At 63.2% G+C, this 18,153-nt stretch carries 18 protein-coding genes; 12 read left to right on the top strand and 6 right to left on the bottom strand.

What is annotated here, in order from left to right; translation table 11 throughout:
- Window positions 1-5: 5 nt before the first annotated feature.
- The 3 genes from OOJ09_RS25825 to OOJ09_RS25815 all read left to right on the top strand — a co-directional run bounded on the left by OOJ09_RS25825 (window position 6) and on the right by OOJ09_RS25815 (window position 3,026).
- Window positions 6-1,034 carry a zinc-binding dehydrogenase gene (locus tag OOJ09_RS25825; protein ID WP_269907898.1) on the top strand — a complete coding sequence of 343 codons (1,029 nt, stop codon included), beginning with the start codon at window positions 6-8 and terminating at the stop codon, window positions 1,032-1,034.
- 4 nt (window positions 1,035-1,038) lie between these two features.
- Window positions 1,039-2,034 (top strand): lipid A biosynthesis lauroyl acyltransferase, encoded by a 996-nt coding sequence (locus OOJ09_RS25820; protein WP_420107545.1) that lies wholly within the window; start codon window positions 1,039-1,041, stop codon window positions 2,032-2,034.
- Between the two features lie 158 nt (window positions 2,035-2,192).
- Window positions 2,193-3,026, top strand: coding sequence for a class I SAM-dependent methyltransferase (locus tag OOJ09_RS25815; protein WP_269907897.1), 834 nt, complete (start codon window positions 2,193-2,195; stop codon window positions 3,024-3,026).
- On the opposite strand, the gene OOJ09_RS25810 is transcribed toward OOJ09_RS25815, so the two are convergent.
- The 3 genes from OOJ09_RS25810 to OOJ09_RS25800 all read right to left on the bottom strand — a co-directional run bounded on the left by OOJ09_RS25810 (window position 3,005) and on the right by OOJ09_RS25800 (window position 6,193).
- On the bottom strand, window positions 3,005-4,228 hold the full coding sequence (locus OOJ09_RS25810) for a flavin-containing monooxygenase (RefSeq protein ID WP_269907896.1): 1,224 nt from the start codon (window positions 4,226-4,228) through the stop codon (window positions 3,005-3,007). The two genes, OOJ09_RS25815 and OOJ09_RS25810, sit on opposite strands and share 22 nt — an antisense overlap.
- A 160-nt stretch (window positions 4,229-4,388) precedes the next feature.
- Window positions 4,389-5,483 (bottom strand): ATP-grasp domain-containing protein, encoded by a 1,095-nt coding sequence (locus OOJ09_RS25805; RefSeq protein WP_269907895.1) that lies wholly within the window; start codon window positions 5,481-5,483, stop codon window positions 4,389-4,391.
- A 281-nt stretch (window positions 5,484-5,764) separates the two neighbouring features.
- The gene (locus OOJ09_RS25800) at window positions 5,765-6,193 is read right to left on the bottom strand and encodes a L,D-transpeptidase (RefSeq protein ID WP_269907971.1); all 429 of its coding nucleotides are present in this window, start codon (window positions 6,191-6,193) and stop codon (window positions 5,765-5,767) included.
- Between the two features lie 286 nt (window positions 6,194-6,479).
- Between OOJ09_RS25800 and OOJ09_RS25795 the strand changes: the two genes are divergently transcribed.
- The 5 genes from OOJ09_RS25795 (at window position 6,480) to OOJ09_RS25775 (ending at window position 12,913) form a co-directional block, all read left to right on the top strand.
- Window positions 6,480-7,760 carry an acetylornithine deacetylase/succinyl-diaminopimelate desuccinylase family protein gene (locus tag OOJ09_RS25795; RefSeq protein WP_269907894.1) on the top strand — a complete coding sequence of 427 codons (1,281 nt, stop codon included), beginning with the start codon at window positions 6,480-6,482 and terminating at the stop codon, window positions 7,758-7,760.
- A gap of 162 nt (window positions 7,761-7,922) precedes the next feature.
- Window positions 7,923-9,401 (top strand): ABC transporter substrate-binding protein, encoded by a 1,479-nt coding sequence (locus OOJ09_RS25790; protein ID WP_269907893.1) that lies wholly within the window; start codon window positions 7,923-7,925, stop codon window positions 9,399-9,401.
- Between the two features lie 79 nt (window positions 9,402-9,480).
- Window positions 9,481-10,428 (top strand): ABC transporter permease, encoded by a 948-nt coding sequence (locus tag OOJ09_RS25785; protein ID WP_269907892.1) that lies wholly within the window; start codon window positions 9,481-9,483, stop codon window positions 10,426-10,428.
- Window positions 10,425-11,294, top strand: coding sequence for an ABC transporter permease (locus OOJ09_RS25780; RefSeq protein ID WP_269907891.1), 870 nt, complete (start codon window positions 10,425-10,427; stop codon window positions 11,292-11,294). Before OOJ09_RS25785 ends, OOJ09_RS25780 begins: the two co-directional genes overlap by 4 nt.
- Window positions 11,291-12,913, top strand: coding sequence for an ABC transporter ATP-binding protein (locus OOJ09_RS25775; RefSeq protein ID WP_269907890.1), 1,623 nt, complete (start codon window positions 11,291-11,293; stop codon window positions 12,911-12,913). The genes OOJ09_RS25780 and OOJ09_RS25775 overlap by 4 nt, the downstream gene beginning before the upstream one ends.
- Before the next feature lie 33 nt (window positions 12,914-12,946).
- Here OOJ09_RS25775 and OOJ09_RS25770 read toward each other — a convergent pair whose 3' ends face one another.
- Window positions 12,947-13,378 (bottom strand): TerB family tellurite resistance protein, encoded by a 432-nt coding sequence (locus OOJ09_RS25770; RefSeq protein ID WP_269907970.1) that lies wholly within the window; start codon window positions 13,376-13,378, stop codon window positions 12,947-12,949.
- A gap of 216 nt (window positions 13,379-13,594) precedes the next feature.
- Here OOJ09_RS25770 and OOJ09_RS25765 point away from each other — a divergent pair, with 216 nt between their 5' ends.
- The 4 genes from OOJ09_RS25765 to OOJ09_RS25750 all read left to right on the top strand — a co-directional run bounded on the left by OOJ09_RS25765 (window position 13,595) and on the right by OOJ09_RS25750 (window position 16,027).
- Window positions 13,595-14,380, top strand: a complete 786-nt coding sequence (locus OOJ09_RS25765; protein ID WP_269907889.1) for a TSUP family transporter — start codon at window positions 13,595-13,597, stop codon at window positions 14,378-14,380.
- A 52-nt stretch (window positions 14,381-14,432) separates the two neighbouring features.
- A complete protein-coding gene (locus OOJ09_RS25760) occupies window positions 14,433-14,603 on the top strand; it encodes a hypothetical protein (RefSeq protein WP_080511798.1) in 171 nt (56 codons plus the stop codon).
- 101 nt (window positions 14,604-14,704) lie between these two features.
- Entirely contained in the window at window positions 14,705-15,535 is an 831-nt protein-coding gene (locus tag OOJ09_RS25755) for a helix-turn-helix transcriptional regulator (RefSeq protein WP_269907888.1), read from the top strand.
- A gap of 72 nt (window positions 15,536-15,607) precedes the next feature.
- Window positions 15,608-16,027 (top strand): VOC family protein, encoded by a 420-nt coding sequence (locus OOJ09_RS25750; RefSeq protein ID WP_269907887.1) that lies wholly within the window; start codon window positions 15,608-15,610, stop codon window positions 16,025-16,027.
- A 9-nt stretch (window positions 16,028-16,036) separates the two neighbouring features.
- Here OOJ09_RS25750 and OOJ09_RS25745 read toward each other — a convergent pair whose 3' ends face one another.
- Window positions 16,037-17,512: a cobyric acid synthase gene (locus tag OOJ09_RS25745; protein ID WP_269907886.1), complete on the bottom strand. Its 1,476-nt coding sequence runs from the start codon at window positions 17,510-17,512 to the stop codon at window positions 16,037-16,039.
- Window positions 17,512-18,126, bottom strand: a complete 615-nt coding sequence (locus tag OOJ09_RS25740) for a dimethylsulfonioproprionate lyase family protein (RefSeq protein WP_269907885.1) — start codon at window positions 18,124-18,126, stop codon at window positions 17,512-17,514. Before OOJ09_RS25740 ends, OOJ09_RS25745 begins: the two co-directional genes overlap by 1 nt.
- Window positions 18,127-18,153: the final 27 nt, after the last annotated feature.

Raw genomic sequence — 18,153 nt, 5'->3', positions numbered from 1 at the left:
GCTCCATGCGCGCACTGCAACTCATCGAGGACCGCCGCCTTGAAACGGTGGACCTGCCGCCCCCGCCGCCGCCCGCACTCGGCGAAGTCACGCTGCGCATCAAGGCGGTGGCGCTGAACCACATCGACGTCTGGGGCTGGCGCGGCATGGCCTTCGCCAAGCGCAAGCTGCCGCTGGTCGTCGGCGCCGAGGCCTCCGGTGAGGTCGAGGCGGTCGGTTCCGGCGTTTCCGGCCTCCTGCCCGGACAATTGGTTTCGATCTATGGCGCCCGCACCTGCGGCCTTTGCCGGGCCTGTCGCGAAGGCCGCGACAATCTTTGCGAACATGTTTCGGGCGTTCACGGCTTCCATCTCGACGGCTTCGCGCAGGAAAAGATCAACCTGCCGGCGCGCCTGCTCGTCCCCGCGCCGCCCGGCGTGACCGATATCGGCGCCGCGGTGGCGCCCGTCACCTTCGGCACGGTCGAGCACATGCTGTTCGACAATGCCAGGCTTCAGCCCGGCGAGACGATCCTTGTCCATGCCGGCGGATCCGGCATCGGCTCGGCGGCCATCCAGCTGGCGAAGCGGATGGGCTGCACGATCATCACCACTGTCGGCTCGAACGACAAGATCGACAAGGCCAAGGCGCTCGGCGCCGACCATGTGATCAACTATCGGGAAGACCGTTTCGAAGGTGTCGTGCGCAAGCTGACGAAGAAGAAGGGCGTCGACGTCGTGTTCGAACATGTCGGCGCCGACACCTTTGCCGGCTCGATGCTGTGCCTGAAGCGCGGCGGCCGGCTGGTGACCTGCGGTTCGACCTCGGGCGTATCGACGCAGATCAACCTGATGCAGTTGTTCCAGCAGCAGTTGAAACTGCTCGGTTCCTTCGGCTGCCGCATGGAGAACATGGCCAACGCCATGCAGAAGATGGCGGCGGGACAGGTTGCACCGGTCATCGACACCGAAGTCGGCTTCAACGACATCGATGCCGCGCTGAAGCGCATGGAAGGCCGGGACGTGTTCGGCAAGATCATCCTGCGCGTCGGCTAAAGCCTTGACCTCTGTGTTCAAGAAGCTTCGCCGGGACTTGAGGTATCGCTACGGCAGGCAATTGCGCCAGTTGAACTATTGGCTGGTTGCGCGCGCGGCGATGATGATCATCTCGATGCTGCGACTGCTGCCGGTCGATAGCGCACTGAATTTCGCCGACCGGGTCGCCCGCCGTGTCGGCCCCATGGTGGGGCGCCATCAGGTCGCCGTCGACAATCTGCGCAAAGCCTATCCGGAAAAGAGCGAGGATGAGGTGCAGGCCATCGCCTCAGACATGTGGGGCAACATGGCCCGGCTCGCCGCCGAATACATCTTCCTCGATGCCCTTTTCGACTATGACCCCGCCGCCATCAAGCCCGGCCGCGTCGAGGTCAAGGGAGTAGAGCACTTCACCGAGATCGCGGCCGAAAAGCAGCCGCATATCGTCTTCACCGGCCATCTTGGCAATTTCGAGCTGCTGCCGGTGGCGGCGGCGACCTTCGGCATGAACATCACGGCGCTGTTTCGGCCGCCCAACAACCCCTACCTTGCCGACTATATCCTGTCGACGCGCCGCTCGACCATGGGAGCGCTGCTGCCATCGATGGCCGGCGCTTCGTTTGCGTTGGCGGGGGTGCTGGAAAACGGCGGCAACATCGGCGTCCTTGTCGACCAGAAATTCTCCAATGGCCTGGACACGACATTCTTCGGCCGTCCCTGCCAGAGCAACCGGGTGCTGGGCACCCTTGCCCGTCACTACGACTGCGACGTCTATCCGGCACGCTGCGTCAGGCTGCCGGGCAACCGCTTCCGGCTCGAGATCGAGGACAAATTGACATTGCCGCGCATCGCCGACGGCAGCGTCGACGTCCACGCTACCACCCAGCTTCTCAACGACGTGGTCGAACGCTGGGTGCGCGAAGACCCTGGTCAGTGGATGTGGTTCCACAAGAGGTGGGAGATCAGCGGCGGGCGCCGAAAGCGTTCCCCGCAGGCAAAGGCGCCGGTCGCGGATGCCTGAGATCGATCATCAGGGTGTGCCAACCCATGCACCGCCCCGCGATCCATGAACCCGATGATCCGGTACTGACATTCGTAGCTTCACTGGTCAGGGAATCTTAAAGGACCACGGTGCAAGTATCCCGAACGATGTTCATCGGCTGGGATGGAGCCCGTTGCATGGCAAATCTCGAGACGCGTCGCCTGGATCGGGATGGCCTCGAAGACCGCTCGTATGGCCGTTTTGGCAGGGCATGGTCCCATATCCGTCAGCGGGGTCTGCTGGAGCCGATCAGGCTCGTCCGCCGGCATGGGCTCGGCGCAAGCGTTGGCTTTGTCCTGCGAAATCTCCGTTATATCCTCGCCGACCTTCTCGCGCGAAAATGGGATCGCCAGCACGGCGTCGACACCGCCGGCTCGATCCAGCTCGGCGCGCTGGATGTCGTCGGGCCGCATCGCGGCAAGGGCAACGAAGCCGTCTGCACGTCGCCCAGAACCTTTGATTTCATCATGCGGTCGCTGCCCCGCGATCTCCAGGACCACACGTTCATCGACATCGGCTCTGGAAAGTCGCGAACACTGCTGCTGGCGTCGCGATATCCATTCGCGAGCATCATCGGCGTCGAGTTCGCGCGCGAGCTGGTGGAAATCGCCAGAAACAACATCGAGCGCTTCAGGGATCCGTCGCAGAAATGCAGGGCGCTTGGTGTCGTCGAGGCGGATGCGGCAGCTTACGAATTTCCCGAAGCGCCTCTGGTGGTCTATTTCTACAATCCCTTTTCAAAGGATGTTTTCGACATCGTGCTGAAAAATCTCGTGTCGTCGCTCGAACGGCAGCCGCGGGACTGTTTCATCGTCTACGGAAGCTCAAGCCACCGCGCCATCGATTGGGCGAGGCCCGCGATCCGCGAGGCCGGCATTTTCACGGAACTTCCCGTGCCGCCGATGCCTCACTTCCTCGATGCGATCCGAACCGTCGACTATGCGGTCTTTCAATTCCGGCCCGCGGCATAGTTCCTGCCTCCGGCCTTCCGGACGAAACGCGTGACGGTTCGGGCCGCGTATGGCGTGCCGGCGGTGAAACGCATCAGCGGGCCGAAACTGCCGACCGCGCTCGCGCCGACGAAATGCAGGCCTGGAATGCTCGCCTCGAACCCCCCCGAGAGCACGGGAGCCCCTTCCCGGCGCGCAATCGCGGCAAGCATATCGGGCGCGAACAATCCGAGCCTGGCAATATCGATCTGGTAGCCGGTGCCGAGCAGCACGTGATCGAAGGTGGCGGCATCCTTCTCGAACCGCAGTTCAATGGCGTGCCCCTTGGCGGCGGCGCCAACAATCCTGCTACCGGCATTGACCTTTATTCCGTCGAAGTCCGGCTTCAGCCAGCCTGACGCGCCGGCCCCAAGACTGCGCTTGTTGAGCCCGGCCCGGGCCGCCTCCGGAAAACGGTGCACGAAGCCCGGAACTTCGACCAGCCAGGACAGTGGGAACGGGCCGACCCTGGAGGGAGACGCAAGACGCTCCGAAGCGAAGTCGCGTAAACTCCAGCCTTGCTTTCCCGACAGCGCTCGATAGCCCAGCCAATGGATGTCGCCATGGCAGACGAGTTCGACATCCGCCCCGCTTCGCTTGAGCAACACAGCGGATTCGCAGGCACTCTGCCCGCGCCCGACGACAGCGACGCGCTTGCCGCGAAACGCCTCGTAGCCGGCATGCTCGCTGGCATGGCTGACCAGTTCGCCGGGCAATCCGTTGAAGACGGCGGGTATCATCTGCTGGTTCATCAGGCCGGTGGCGATGACGACGCGACGCGCATGAACGGCATCTCCATCGGCCAGGGCGAGACGAAATCCTCCGTTCGCCGCCTCGACGCGACTTACCATCCGCGTATCCAGATCCGGAACCGTCTGTGCCTGGATCCACAGTCCATAGTCGACGAAGTTCTCGAGCAACAGCGGTTCGCGCGGCGATATCCCGAGGATTCCTGCATAGGAATCGAGCGAGAGCGGACCGTTCGTGTGGCCGATATAGGTCGCGTGCCAGGGTGAGCGCAGCCTCATGCCCCTTGGCATATGATCGCGCCAGAAGGACATTGCGCCGCCAAGAGCAAGCGTTTCGACGCGCGCTGCCTTGAGGGCGGCTGCAACGGCCAGCCCAAAGGGTCCAGCGCCGATCACGGCCACCTCGCAATCAGTCCTGGGCATGGAAGCGGTCATGTCAGTTGGTCTCGCGGATCTGGTTTCTGGCGGCCTGATCTCGACCGGGAGTTCACTCAGGCACGTCACCGTCCTAAACAATCCCAGGTTAAGAATGCGGAAATAGAACGGGTCCTGCTGCAGGGCCGGCAGATTAACTGGCACTATCAGTTAATTGTTTTCACAGGTTACGAAGTATCCGCCTCGTCAGCACTCTCCAGACAGTCAATGGTATGTCGATAAGGCCCGGCATGGGATCGCTTGCCGCGAATGTCGCCCATGCTCGCACCGAGGCGAACGAGCGCAAATAAGCTCTCTTTGTCAGCCGGCCGCGTGAGATCAACTTGCCGGCCGCCACCATATCCCGAACCAGATACATCCAGGACGTATTGGGCCGCGCCGAGGCTGTCTCTACCGTGTGGCCGGACTTGATTGCCCAAAGCATGGCGCCGAGATCGACGCCCGCGGCGGCGGCGAGCCCGAACCATGTCCAGGGCCGCGGATTGACGTCGAGTACCTTCATCGAACCATCGCGGGGATCGCGTTTGAATTCGACCTCCACCAATCCGTGATGTGCGATCGATCCAAGCAGCCGGCGTGCGGCATCGATCAGTTGCGGTTCGTCGACAACCTCCACGAACGTGCTGGTATAGCCGAAGTCGACCGGATATTGCCGTGTCCGGCGGGCGGTAAATTCCGCCACCGGTGCTCCCCGGTTCCAGAGCGCCGCATAGGAAAACTGGCTTTCTCCTCCCCCCGGTATCATTTCCTGAACGACGACATTCTCCATGCCGATCTCTTCGGCAGCCCATCCGAAGGCTGTCAAAAACGACGCCTGGTCGTTGGCCAGAATGGCTTTCGCGCGAGCAAAACGGCTGCTCCCGCCCATGTTCGGCTTCAGGACGACAGGAAAGCGAAGCTCGGCGGCCGTTGCCTGCTGAAGCGAAGCGAACTCGTGCGTCAACGGAATGGCGACCGCCAGTTCCCGGGCCCGGCGATACAGAAGCGGTTTTTCGCAAACCCATTTCAGCTGCTCCCATGGTGGCAGCATCACGTCGAAGACACCAGACAATTGGTCGATGGATTGCGACACCAGCCGAACTTCAGGATCACCGCCAGGGATCAGAAGAAAGCCGTCCAGTCCCTGGGTGGCGGCCAGATCGAGCAGGAAGGCAACCGCGCCACGATCATCGGGGCCGGGCCACGTCATCTGTCGATGAGCATAACGCGAAAAACGCGGCAAAGGGGTATCGGCGCTCACCAGCCAGACAGGCACTTTCTGGGCACCAAGGCTCCTGGCCAGCGCCAGCGTCCCATGCGCCCCACCGAGAATGACCACTCCGGCGGGTCGACTTGAAACACGATCGTCGATTTCAGGCTTGGAAAGCATCTGTCAATTCCGGCAAACGGCAAGTTTCCCGGCGCACCGATTGACTGGCCTGAAAATGCAAGCGCACAAAAAACCGACAGCCAAAGCGGTTCAGCGCGCCCTATCGACACTGAACCGATCGAGCACAAGTCACGACCGAGCCGCGGCCTGGACGATGCGCGACAGACCTAGTTCGTCACCACAATCCGCGTGTTGCCGAAACCCACTTCCCGCACCATCGAATAGAAGGTCGCGGCGTTGGCGGTGTGCAGCCGCACGCAGCCATGCGACGCCGGCCGGCCGAGCTGCCTGACGGCGCCTGTCCCATGGATGGCATAGCCGCCATGGAAGAAAACCGAATAAGGCATTGGCGACATGTGATATTTGCGCGAATACCACATCCGGGCCGTGCGCTGCGGCCGATAGGTGCCGCGCGGCGTGAAATAGCCTGGACGCGCGGTGGACACGCTCCACCGGTAAACCGACAGGCCATATGTTACCGTCATCGTCTGCGACGACACGTCTATGTTTGCAACGAGACTGGCTGCCCAGCCCTGCCCCGAAGCACCGAACAGCATCGCGACAAATACTGCTGCCATGAGAACTGTCTTTTTCATGCGATCAAACCCCTTTGATTGCCCCTTGCCTGCCATCACGTTGTTTTTCATCTTTTTAATGGCAGGTGAATGAGATACCACACAGTCCTTGACCAATTCGCCAATCCAATGCAGCGAATTTGAACGATTTCCCGCGATAGTTGCCGCAACGACACGTCGCACCATGATGTGGATTGATGTTGCCGGCCGCTGAAGCTGTCAGGACGGCAGCGGCTCCAGGCCCGCCACGCTGGCGGTCGCGCCAACAGACTTGCAATGCCAGGCCGTTCGCTGCTCAACTCTCCCGATGAACGAACGACTCCTCCAGGCAATCGACGACCGGCGCGACGATGTTGTCGCGCTGACCGCCGACCTGATCCGTTTTCCGACCATCAACCCGCCCGGCGAGGCCTACCGGCCCTGTGCCGAGTACATCGGCACGCGGCTGAGGAAACGCGGCTTCGAAACCGAATTCATCCGCGCCGAGGGCACCCCCGGTGACACCGATCGCTACCCACGCGTCAACGTCGTCGCCCGTTTCGACGGAAGGTCGCCCGGCGCCTGCGTCCACTTCAACTCGCATATCGACGTTGTCGAAGCTGGCGACGGCTGGACCGTCGATCCGTTCGCTGGTGTCGTCAGGGACGGCAAGGTCTACGGCCGCGGCGCCTGCGACATGAAGGGCGGCCTGGCCGCTTCGATCATCGCCGCCGAAGCCTTCATGCAAGTGTTTCCCGACTTCCCCGGCGCCATCGAGATATCTGGCACCGTCGACGAGGAGTCCGGCGGCTTCGGCGGCGTCGCCCACCTGGCCAGGCTCGGCTATTTCTCGAAACCCCGGGTCGACCACGTCATCATCCCCGAGCCCTTGAACAAGGACCGTATCTGCCTTGGCCATCGCGGCGTCTGGTGGGCGGAGATCGAGACCAAGGGCGAGATCGCGCACGGCTCGATGCCGTTTCTCGGCGACAATGCTGTACGCCACATGGGCGCCGTGCTGCAGGCTTTCGAGGACGAACTGTTTCCGGCCCTCGATCGCAAGATGACGCGCATGCCGGTGGTGCCCGAAGGCGCCAGGCGCTCGACCATGAACATCAACTCCATCCATGGCGGCCAGACCGAGGATTTCCGACCCGGCCTGCCCTCGCCCAACGTGCCCGATTCCTGCCGGCTGACCATCGATCGCCGCTTCCTGCTCGAGGAGGATCTCGACACGGTCAAAGGCGAAGTCACCGGCATTCTCGACCGGCTCAAGCGCGAGCGCAAAAAGTTCGACTATGAGATCCGTGACCTGATGGAAGTGCTGCCGCTGATGACCGAACGCGACGCGCCGGTGGTCAAGGCGGTGGCGCAAGGCATCATGGCGATCTTCGACCGCGAACCCGACTATGTCATTTCGCCAGGCACCTACGACCAGAAGCACATAGCCCGCATCGGTCACATCTATGATTGCATCGCCTATGGTCCGGGCATTCTCGACCTCGCCCACCGACCGGACGAATGGGTCGGGATATCGGACATGGTGGAATCGGCCAAGGTGATGGCGATCGGCCTCAACGTGCTGCTGCGGGGCACGGTCGCGGGATAATCCCTGCATGGCGAAAGACTTCGACCTGGCAATCGGGCTGTCAGGACAAAAACATTTCCAGCCACGTCGCCGGGCAGTACGAAACGCAATTTACTCCACCGCAAAATCACGCTTCTATCGCCCGGGTTTGAGCACGTGTTTAAACACATGGGGAGTTGCACGATGAGATTGTGGAAAACCATTCTGGCCGCGACCGTCCTGGCACTGGCCACAGGCACCTCGGCATTTGCCGCGCGAACCGACCTGGTCATCGGCATTCCGCTTGAACCGCCGCACCTCGATCCGACCGCCGGCGCCGCCGCGGCGATCGATGAGGTGCTCTACGCAAATGTGTTCGAGGGCCTGACCCGCATCGGGCCGAAGGGCGAGGTGCTGCCGGATCTGGCCGAAAGCTGGACCATTTCAGACGACGGCAAGACCTATACGTTCAAGCTGCGCACCGGGGTGAAATTCCACGACGGCACCGAGTTCGACGCCAACGACGTGAAATTCTCGCTCGACCGGGCCCGCGCCGACAATTCGGTCAATGCGCAAAAGGGCCTGTTCGCCGCCATCGACAAAGTCGATGTGATCGATCCGGCGACGGTCAAGGTGACGCTGAAGAACCCGCAAGGGTCCTTCCTCTACAATATGGGCTGGGGCGACGCGGTGATCGTGGCGCCGGAGACAGCCGACACCAACAAGGAGAAACCGATCGGCACCGGTCCGTTCAAATTCCAGAACTGGGCCAAGGGGTCGTCGATCACGCTGGTGAAGTCCGACAATTACTGGGGCTCGCCGGCGTCCCTCGACAAGGCCGAGTTCCGCATCGTGCCGGATGCCGCCGCCTACGTGCCGGCGCTGCTCTCCGGCGACATCCAGGCTTTTCCGTTCTTCGATGCCGACAGCGTCGCACAGGTCAAGGACGACCCGCGTTTCAAGGTGGTGATCGGTTCGACCGAGGGTGAAACCATCCTGTCGATCAACAACAAGAAGCCGCCCTTCGACAAACTGCAGGTCAGGCAAGCGATCTCCTACGCACTCGACCGCAAGGCGATCATCGACGGGGCCTCGGCGGGCCTCGGACAGCCGATCGGCTCGCACATGTCGCCGGCCAACAAGGACTATGTCGACCTCACCGGCCGTTACCCGCATGACGTCGCCAAGGCCAAGGAACTGTTGAAGGAAGCAGGGCTGGAAAATGGCTTCAAGGCAACGTTGAAACTGCCGCCCCCCGCCTATGCGCGGCTTGGCGGCGAGATCATCGCCTCGGAACTTCGCGACGTGGGCATCGACCTCGAAATCATTCCGGTCGAATGGGCGCAGTGGCTGGACCAGGTGTTCACCAAGAAAGACTACGACCTGACCATCGTCTCGCACACAGAGCCCAACGACATCGATATCTATTCGCGCAAGGACTACTATTTCAACTATGACAATCCGGCCTTCGACAAGGTCATCGCCGACCTGAACCTCACCTCCGACGAAGCCAAGCGCAAGGAATTGCTGGGACAGGCGCAAAAGATCCTGGCCGACGATGCCGTGGTCGGTTTCCTCTTCGAACTGCCCAAGGTCGGTGTCTGGGACGCCAAGCTGCAAGGCCTGTGGGAAAACGCGCCGATCCAGGCCAATGACCTGACCAAGGTGAAATGGTCGGATTGATTTTGCCATTCCGAAAAATGCGCGGCTCCGGGAGTGAAACAACTTCCGGGGCCTGTCTTTTTCCGGCACGTTGGAACGGATGACCGCCTATCTTCTCAAGCGCCTGGCCATCGCCATCGCCACGCTGGTGCTGGCTTCCATGGTGGTGTTCGCCGTGCTGGAGGTTCTCCCCGGCGATCCGGCGCGGCTGATGCTGGGCTTGAATGCCAGCGCCGACCAGGTTGAGCTCTTGCGCAACCAGATGGGTCTCAACGCGCCGCTTGGCCTGCGCTACTTGCGCTGGGCCGGCGGCCTGCTCAGCCTCGATTTCGGCCGCTCCTACACCTACTCGGTGCCGGTCATCGATCTCGTGCGCGAACGGCTTGCCGTCTCGCTGCCGCTGGCGCTGATCGCGCTCGCGCTCTCCACCATCATCGCGATTCCCGTCGGCCTGTTTTCCGCCAGCCGGCGCGGCCGGGCCGGTGACACCGTGGCGATGGGCGCCGCGCAGCTTGGCGTCGCCGTGCCCAATTTCTGGTTCGCGCTGATGCTGATCTATGTCTTCGCCGTCTGGCTGCGGCTGGTTCCCGCCGGCGGCTTTCCCGGCTGGGGCGCCGGCGTCTGGCCGGCGCTGAAATCGCTGCTGCTGCCGGCCGTGGCGCTTGCCTTGCCGCAGGCGGCGATCCTGGCGCGCGTCACCCGCTCGGCGTTGATCGAGGTGCTGAACGAGGACTATATCCGCACCGCCCGCGCCAAGGGTCTGCCCTATCGCGCCGTCTTGTGGCGGCACGCGCTGCGCAACGCCATGATCCCGGTGCTGACGATCCTTGGCCTGCAGTTCGCCTTCCTGCTTGCCGGCACCATCATCATCGAGAATGTCTTTTACCTGCCCGGCCTTGGCCGGCTGGTGTTCCAGGCGATCACCCAGCGCGACCTGATCGTCGTCGAGAGCGTCGTCATGCTTTTGGTCGCCGCCGTCATTGCCGTCAACCTCGTCGTCGACCTCTCCTACGCGGTTGTCGATCCGCGCCTGAGAAGCCGCCAATGACGCTGCATATCGACATCCCCGAGGAGACGTTCAGCGGCATCCTGGCCAAGGCGTTCAGGAACAGCGCCTTCGTTGCCGGTTTCGTCGTCACCTTGCTGATCCTGGCGATGGCTATCGCCTCCTACGCCTGGACGCCTTACGACGTCACCAGGCTGGTCATATCGGACAAGACGCAGGCACCCTCGCTGGCGCATTGGTTCGGCACCGACCATTTCGGCCGCGACATCCTGTCGATGGTCATGGTCGGCGCCCGCAACTCGATTGCCGTGGCGCTTGTCGCGGTCGGCATCGGCATGGGTGTCGGCGTGCCGCTCGGCGCCTTTGCCGCGGCGCGTGGTGGGCTGGTCGACGAGGCGCTGATGCGCCTCAACGATCTCGTCTTCGCCTTCCCTGCGCTGCTGTCGGCGATCATGATCACCGCCATCTTCGGGCCGGGCGCCGTCAACGCCATCATCGCCATCGGCATCTTCAACATTCCGGTGTTCGCGCGGGTCGCCCGCGCAGGCGCGCTGGCGATCTGGCCGCGCGAGTTCATTCTTGCCGCGCGTGCCGCCGGCAAGAGCAGCACGCAGATCACCGTCGAACATGTGTTGCCCAACATTGCCACGCTGCTTTTGGTGCAAGGCACCATCCAGTTCGCGCTGGGCATCCTGGCCGAAGCCGGGCTTTCCTATCTGGGCCTGGGTGCTCAACCGCCAATGCCGAGCTGGGGCCGCATGCTGTTCGACGCGCAGACCCGCATGGTGGTGGCGCCGTGGATGGCGATCTTTCCCGGCATGGCCATCGTCGTCACCGTGCTCGGGCTGAACCTCCTGGGCGATGGCATCGCCGACATCCTCGACCCGAAATCGCGGCGGCAGCGATGAGCCTGCTGGAAATCGACAACCTGTCGCTGACCATCGGCGACACGCCGATCCTCAAAGACATGGAGCTTTCCGTCGCGCCCGGCGAGGTCATGGGGCTGGTCGGCGAATCAGGCTCAGGCAAATCGATGACCGCGCTGACGGTGATGCGGCTTCTGCCGCATGCCGCGCGCGCCACCGGGCGCGTCTCGTTCGACGGCATCGACGTCCTCGCGGCAAGCGAGGACCAGATGTGCGCGCTGCGCGGCGACGACATCGGCATGGTGTTCCAGGAGCCGATGACGGCGCTCAATCCGGTCAAGACCATCGGCGAACAGGTGGCCGAAGGCATACGTTGGCACACCAGGGCAAGCCGCGCCGACGCCGAGGAGCGGGCGCGAAAAATGCTCGACCGCGTCGGTCTGCCCTCGGCAAAATTCCCGCTGTCGCGCTATCCGCATGAGCTCTCCGGCGGCCAGCGCCAACGCGTCGTCATCGCCATCGCCTGCGCATTGAAACCAAAACTGCTGATCGCCGATGAGCCGACGACGGCGCTCGACGTCGTGCTGCAAGCACAGATCCTCGATCTCTTGCGCGATCTCGTCGCGGAGAGCCGCATGGGACTGCTCTTGATCTCGCACGACCTCGCCGTGGTGACCGAGATCGCGGACCGCATCACCATCCTGCGCCGCGGCGAGGTGATGGAGGCCGGCGATACGGCGCGCACACTGTCCGAACAGTCCCACCCTTACACGCGTCAATTGGCACAGGCCTCGATGCATGTTCCGGCGCGCGCCAGGCCGCACGGTGCCGCGTCGGGCCAAGCCTTGCTTCAGGTCGAGAGCGTGACCCGCGATTATCCCGGCCGGCGCACATCGCTGTTGCGGCGCGCACCTGTTATCCGCGCCGTCGACGATGTCTCCCTCTCGATGACGCCGGGCCAGTCGATAGCGCTGGTCGGCCGCTCCGGCTGCGGCAAGTCAACGCTCGCCCGCATGATCCTGGCGCTGGACCGGCCGAGCTCGGGCACAATCCGGTTTCGCGGCGAGACCATCACCGGCAAGCGCGAAGCCGAACTGAAGCCGGCCAGGCGCGACATGCAGGTTGTCTTTCAAGACCCTTACGGCTCCTTCGATCCGCGCCAGAAGGTCGAAAAACTGGTCGCCGAGCCCCTGCATGTGCTGGAGAAGAAACCGACGCGCGCCGAGCGTCGCGAGATGGTGGCGCACGCGCTGCACGAGGTCGGCCTCGACCAGCGCGACATGGAAAAATACCCGCACGAATTCTCGGGCGGCCAGCGCCAGCGGCTGTCGATCGCGCGCGCCATCATCACCCGCCCCAAGCTGGTCGTCGCCGACGAGCCGGTCTCGGCGCTCGACGTCTCGATCCGTGCGCAGATTCTCGACCTGTTCGCTGAGCTCAACCAGAAGCTCGGCATCGCCTATCTCTTCATCACCCATGACCTGACCGTCGCCCGCGCCATCACGGACGATGTGTTGGTCATGCATGATGGCAAGATCGTCGAGCGCGGCAAGACGAATGAGGTGTTCGATCATCCCCGGTCCGAGGCGGCGCAGGCCCTGGTTACTGCTGCCCCGGACCTGCACCGGGCAATTGCACGCCGGATGCAGGAACAGGGGTGAGCGGCCGCGCTGCCGTCGAACTCCAGATGGAGTCTATTCTTCCGGCTTCACCACATCGACCGGGCTGATGTCGAGCAGGTCGAGCGTGCGGCGCAACAGGCGCACTTCGGTCTCGGCCAGTTGCGAATCCGCCTTGGCGATCTCGGCCATATGGCGAGCCAGCTGCTTGCGCCGCTCGAGATCGAGATCGCGAAACAGCGCAACAGCCTGCGAGCCGTTGGTCTCGTAGCCGAACTCGTTGAGATACTCGATGACGCTGTCGATGCTGGATTCCGGAATGCCAAAGGCTTCCTTGCAGATACGCCGGAAGGCAACCATCTCGCTCTCGCTGACCGATCCGTCGGCCAGGATCATGCGGAACAGCATCAGAAGCTCCGCCGACAGGACAGGATCGTCCGCCACCTTGCGCACGCCCGGGTCGCCGTCGAAGATCGAGCGTATCTGGTCCAGCAATGCGAACGCCATCATGGTCCCTTTCCGATTCGTCTGGTGCATGTAGCCCAAAAATGCGCAGCGGTTTTGGGATAACGACATGCAAAACACAAAAACCAAGCGCGTCGTAGGATTCCGCCCAAGCGCGACGCGCCTGGATAGAGGTAGCGCGAAATCGGCCTTGCGCAAACAGGTCGGCCGTGGTCGAACGCCCACTATCCTACCCGGCCGGATTTCTCCACGCATTCGATGATCGACCTCAGCATCCAGACAGTCACCATGCTGGCATTCGCCGGCTTTGCCGCGGGCTTTGTCGACTCCATCGCCGGCGGCGGCGGGCTGATCACGATTCCGGCGCTGCTGCTTGCCGGTTTCTCGCCGGTCGAGGCGCTTGGAACCAACAAGCTGCAGGGCATGTTCGGCTCCGGGTCGGCGACCATTCACTATGCCTCGAAGGGTCATGTCGACCTGCGCCGGCAATTGCCCTCGGCGCTGCTGGCGCTTGCCGGAAGTGCTGTCGGCGCGCTGCTGGCCACGATCGTGCCCGGCGATCTCTTGCGCGCCCTCCTGCCCCTGGTTTTGATCGCCATCGCCCTCTACTTCGCGCTCAAGCCCAACATGAACGACGTCGACCGGGTCGAACGCCTGTCACCGTTCCTGTTCGGTCTGACCCTGGTGCCGGCAATCGGCTTCTACGACGGCCTGTTCGGGCCGGGCGCCGGTTCCTTCTATATGCTGGCCTTCGTGGCACTTGCCGGCTACGGCGTGCTCAAGGCGACGGCGCATACCAAGCTGCTCAACTTCGCTTCCAATATCGGCGGCTTCATCGTCTTTGCCGCTGTCGGTGTCATCTACTGGAAGATCGGAATGATGATGGGCGTTGCCCAGTTCCTCGGCGCCCGTATCGGCGCCAGCCTGGCCATGCGCATCGGCGCCAGACTGATCAAGCCGCTGCTGGTGATCGTCTGCCTGGCACTGGCGGTGAAGCTGCTGGCCGACCCGGCGAACCCCTTGCGTGTCATGATTGGTGTGTGATCACACGTCCTGATAGAATGCCACTGTTCGAATCATGTTGGAGGAGCCACACATGAATCTCAGCGCACCTACCCAGATCGTTTTTATCATATCCCTTGTTATCGCCATCATCGGCATTCTTGCCGCGCTTGGCGTTCTTGCGTTCATTCCGCTCGCATCGGTGTGGATTGTTCTTATCGCCTACATCGTGCTTGCCGCCGGTTGTTTGATGCGCGGCGCCTGATACGTTTCCCTTGAAGTGGGGACTCGGAGCGCCCGGGCAAAAGCCGGGCGCTTTTGATTCCGAGCTAGGGTCTGCTAGATTTTCCTGCGGAAGGATGGCCGATGCCAGTCGAGATGCAGCGCCAGCAGGACCAGGATCGCTCGATCGCCGGACGGTTCGAGATGCGCCGGCGCCTTCCCGATCCTGGACTTGAAGGCATCGTCACCGACATCTGCGGCTACCGCGAAACCGCGTCCGGCCATCTCCGCACCATCGAATACGCATCGCTGACCGTGCCGCTGGTCATCAGCTTTGCCGAGCCCTTTGCCATCGGGCTCGGCAAGGCGCCGGGCGACAATGACCGCTTGGGCAGCTTCGCCGCCGGCCTCTTTGCCGGGCCGGTGATAATCGAATCCTTCGGCTGCGCCTGCTGCGTCCAGATCAATTTCACGCCGCTTGGCGCACGCCGCTTCTTCCGCCGACCGATGAGCGAACTGACCGACAGCATGGTCGTTCTCGACGACGTGCTCGGCGCAGAAGGCATGGCACTGCGCGAAAGGCTTGGCAACGCGCCGGACTGGACGGCGCGTTTCGACATGGCCGAGACCTTCGTTGCCGCGCGCCTCGGCAATGCCTCTGAGACGCCGCTCGAAATTGCCTGGGCCTATGACCGCATCATCTCGTCCGGCGGCCGGATCCGCATCTCATCGATTGCCGAACGGCTGGGATGGAGCCGCAAACATCTCGCCAGCAGCTTCTCCAACGCCATCGGCATCGGCCCCAAGACGCTGTCGCGCATCGTCCGCTTCAACCGCGCACTCGGCCTGTCGAGGCAGCAGACCGTCGACTGGGCGGATATCGCCGCCGATTGCGGCTATGCCGACCAGGCGCATCTGGTGCGCGAATTCCGCGACCTTGCCGGTGAGACGCCGGGGGCGCTTTCGGTCAGGTAACATTTCTTCAAGACGCTGGGACGGCCTTCGCCCAGGGTGGGGCATCGACCAAACCCACTGAAGGAGATCGACATGGCCACCAGCAACGAAGCACCCCGCCTGTACCCAGCCCTGCGCTACAGGAATGCTGCAAGGATGATCGACTGGCTGGGCGAAGCCTTCGGCTTCAGCGTCCGCGCCCGCTATGGCGAAGGCGATGTCGTGCACCATGCCGAACTGGTCTTCGGTTCCTCGATGATCATGCTGGGCACGGTGCGCGACGACGACTACGGCAAGATGGTTGGCGAACCCGGTTCGGGCGGCGGCAAGTCGATCTATATCGCCGTCGACGATGCCGATGCCGCCTACGCCAGGGCGAAAAAAGCCGGCGCGACGATTATCCAGGAACTGACGGACCGCGACTATGGCAGCCGTGAGTTCATCTGCCTGGACCCGGAAGGCAACGTCTGGTCGTTCGGCACCTACTGGCCGAAGGCAAGCGATAAGGCTTGAACTGGCCCTTCAGCGCGCCAAGGCGAAAATCGCGTCGCAGTCGAGATGAGTTTCCAGTTCGGCTGCGACCTCGTCCAGCGCCCGCTCGACCTCGGCGCGGTAGTCGATGCCACCGTCTCTGATGCCGAGACTTTCCAGGAATTTCCCACGAAAGGCGTCGGCGCCGAACAGGCCATGCATATAGGTGCCCAGCACCTTGCCATCGGCCGACACCGCTCCGTCATCGGCGCCATTGATGATGGCGGACGGCCGCAGCGTATCCGGTCCGGTGGTGCGGCCGAGATGGATCTCGTAACCTTCGAGCGGCAGGTCGAATTGCACCGACCGGGCACTGACATCGCGCACCGTCTTCTCCGGCTCCATCACCGTTTCAATATCGAGCAGGCCGAGCCCTTCGGCCTCGGTGACGCTGCCTTCGATGCCGTCGGGATCGCGTACGGTGCGGCCAAGCATCTGAAAGCCGCCGCAAATGCCAACCACATGGCCGCCGCGCTTGCGGTGGGCGGCAAGATCCCGGTCCCAGCCATTCTCGCGAAATTTCAGGAGATCGCCGATCGTCGACTTGGAGCCGGGAATGACCACCAGGCCGGCATCCGCCGGCAACGGCTTGCCAGGGGGTACGAACACCACTTCCACCTGCGGTTCGGCCTTGAGCGGATCAAGATCGTCGAAATTGGCTATACGGCCAAGCATCGGCACCGCCACCTTCAGCGCGCGGGACTCGCCGAACGCCAGCCGCTCCAACACCACCGAATCCTCCGAGGGCAGCCGTGCCGCCGCCTTCAACCACGGCACGACGCCAAAGCAGCGCCAGCCAGTGAATTTCCCGATCGCCTTCAGGCCGTCATCGAACAGCGAAACATCGCCCCGGAACTTGTTGATGAGGTAGCCGACGATCATGCGCCGGTCCTCCTCCGGCAGGATCAGATGCGTACCGGCGACCGAGGCGATGACGCCGCCGCGATCGATGTCGCCGACAAGCACCACCGGCACGTCGGCCCGCGTGGCAAAGCCCATATTGGCGATGTCGCGGCTGCGCAGGTTGATTTCGGCCGGCGAGCCGGCACCCTCGACAATGACGAGGTCGGCGCCCTCGCCCACCTTCGCCCAGGAATCGAGCACCGCATCCATCAGCCGGCCCTTCAGCGCCTGGTAGTCGCGCGCCCGCGCTTCGCCAAACACCTTGCCCTGCACGATGACCTGGGCGCCGACATCGGTCTGCGGCTTGAGCAGCACCGGGTTCATGTGGACGCTTGGTGGTACGCCACAAGCGATCGCCTGCAGCCATTGCGCGCGGCCGATCTCGCCGCCACCGGCATTGTTGTCGCCCGGTATGTTGGCGACGGCGGCATTGTTCGACATGTTCTGCGGCTTGAACGGCCGCACCTTCAGCCCGCGGTTCCTGGCCGCACGGCAAAGGCCGGCGACCAGCACGGTCTTGCCGACATCCGAGCCGGTGCCTTGCAGCATGATCGCCCTGGCCATCAGTCCCTGCCCCGCGCCACAGTTCCGGTGATGTTCGATTTCTGCGCCAGCGGCCCGCCACGCCAGATATAGAGCGCCAGCAGAGGCTGCTCGGCCGTTCGCATGGCGTGGCTGACATTCGAGGCGTGATGGATCACCTCGCCGGCCGCACGCATGCGAAAGCCGCCCTCGCCCATCCGCCACTCGGTGCCCCCGGTCAGCGGAATGTAGATCTCCTCGGCGACGTGATGGTGGTCGGGATAGACGATATCGGACCCAAGGATCAGCAGGCCGGCCGCGACCTCGTCATTGGCGAAATGGCCGCGTGTGCCGAACACTTCCAGCCAGCCGTAATTGTCGATGAACTCTTTGCCGAAATCCGCCTCGCTGTAGGTCTGCCCCCAGCACAGATCGTTGCGCTGCTCCGCGACCAGCCGCACCAGCGGCCTGGCTTGCGCCGGCGCCAGTTCGGCGGCACGATCGAGATGACGCAGGCAGCCGAGCGGATGCGGCTCGAGGGCACGGGCAGGCATTGCCCAGCCTATGCGCGCCACGGCATCGCGCACCAGGGCGTCATCCACGGAAGCGAGATAGCCGTGGAACCGTCCCAGCAGATCATCGAATTTTGTCGTCACATCTCGCTCCGGACATGCATTGATGCA

The organism is Mesorhizobium qingshengii (assembly GCF_027563465.1).
Classification (GTDB): domain Bacteria; phylum Pseudomonadota; class Alphaproteobacteria; order Rhizobiales; family Rhizobiaceae; genus Mesorhizobium; species Mesorhizobium qingshengii_A.
Note: the sequence above shows the minus strand (reverse complement) of the source record. Positions and strands in the feature narration are given on the sequence as shown.